2 protein-coding genes are annotated in these 1,815 nt (G+C 63.9%); both read left to right on the top strand.

Annotated features, from left to right (window positions below; translation table 11 throughout):
- The coding region (locus tag EN879_RS34400; RefSeq protein WP_164774778.1) for a substrate-binding domain-containing protein at positions 1–593 on the top strand (593 nt) is incomplete at its 5' end.
- A 183-nt stretch (positions 594–776) separates the two neighbouring features.
- Positions 777–1,815, top strand: a 1,039-nt coding sequence (locus EN879_RS34395) for a sugar ABC transporter ATP-binding protein (protein WP_164774777.1), incomplete at its 3' end; no start/stop codon positions are given.

Raw genomic sequence — 1,815 nt, 5'->3', positions numbered from 1 at the left:
AGTTCCTGACCACCGACAACGTCCAGGGCGGCCGCGTCGCTGCCGACGGCCTCGCAGCTGCCATCGGCGCCGCCAACGGCGGCAAGATCGAGGGCGACGTTGCCCTGATCACCAACGCACCTGGCGCCGGCTCGCTCGAACAGCGCAAGCAGGGCTTCACCGAACAGCTGGCCGCCAAATATCCGGGCCTCAAGCTGGTTGCCGACAAATATGCCGACGGCCAGGCCACCACCGGCCTCAACATCGCCACCGACCTGATCACCGCCAACCCGAACCTCAAGGGCATCTTCGCTTCCAACCTGATCATGGCGCAGGGCGTCGGCCAGGCCGTCGCGGAAAACAACCTTGGCGGCAAGCTGGCGCTGGTCGGTTTCGACAGCGACGAGAAGCTGATCAAGTTCCTCAACGACGGCGTCATTTCCGCCCTCGTCGTCCAGGATCCGTACCGGATGGGCTATGACGGCATCAAGACCGCGCTCGCCGCCTCCAAGGGCGAGAAGGTCGAAGCCAATGTCGACACCGGCGCCAATCTGGTGACCAAGGACAACATGAAAGATCCCAAGATCGACGCGCTGCTCAATCCGAAGCTCTGAGCCGTCGCATCCGCAATCGTCTCCGGGGCACCTCGCCCCGGAGACACAAACTGCCGCACGAACGGCTTGGCAATCCGCACGCCTGAGCCAGGCTGTTTTCGAGGCATATCCCTGCCTCGCCGCGTGCCAATCGTGAGGCCAGCCTGGGAAGCCAATCCGGGAGGCCAATCTGGGAGGATTGTCATGATTTCGACGGCGCAGGAACTGCATCCCGCACCCGTTCTGGAACAGGGGCGGACTATCCTCGAATTGCGTGGCCTGGAGAAGCGCTATCCCGGCACCCACGCGCTGAAACCGGTCGATCTCGCCTTCAAGTCCGGTGAGATCCACGCCATCGTCGGCGAAAACGGCGCCGGCAAATCCACGCTCATCAAGCTTCTGACCGGCGTCATGCCGCGCACCTCCGGAGAGATTGTCTGGGAGGGCCAGGCGGCCGCCCTGGCGACGCCGCACGAGGCGATGGCGCTCGGCATCAATGCCGTGCACCAGGAAGTCGTGCTGTGCCGTCACCTGACGGTCGCCGCCAACATGTTCCTCGGCGAGGAGAATTCGCGCTTCGGCATCCTGCAGCAGCGCGCCATGGTCAGGCAGGCGCAGACGATCATCGACGACCTAGGCTTCGACCTGCCGGCGCATGTCACGCTCGGCGACCTGACCATCGGCCAGCAGCAGCTGATAGCCGCCGCCCGCGCCACCGTGCGCGGCACCAAATTCCTGATCTTCGACGAGCCGACCGCCTACCTCACCCGCAAGGAGGCCGACCAGCTCTTCACGCTGATCCGCCGTCTGAAGGGCGAAGGCGTGACGATCATCTACATCAGCCACCGCATGGAGGAAGTGTTCGAACTCGCCGACCGGGTATCCGTGCTGCGCGACGGCACGCTGGTCGGCACCCGCAACATCGCAGAGACCAACGATGCCGAACTGGTCAAGATGATGATCAACCGCTCGATCGAGCAGGTCTATCACAAGGAGCATTTCACGCCGGGCGCCGCCATCATCGAGGCGAAAAACCTGTCCGGCAAGGGCTTCGAAAATGTCTCGATGACGGTCCGCGCCGGCGAGATCGTCGGACTCTATGGGCTGATCGGCGCCGGACGCAGCGAGTTCGTCACCACGCTCTACGGCCGCCACCGCAAATCCGCCGGCCAGATCCTCTGGGAAGGCAAGGAGGTACAGGTCAATTCCGAACATGACGCGATCAAGCTCGGCATGGCGCTGG

Source organism: Mesorhizobium sp. M7A.F.Ca.AU.002.02.1.1 (assembly GCF_003998535.1).
In the GTDB taxonomy this organism is placed as follows: Bacteria; Pseudomonadota; Alphaproteobacteria; order Rhizobiales; family Rhizobiaceae; genus Mesorhizobium; species Mesorhizobium ciceri.
This window is presented reverse-complemented; position numbering and strand designations above follow the sequence as displayed.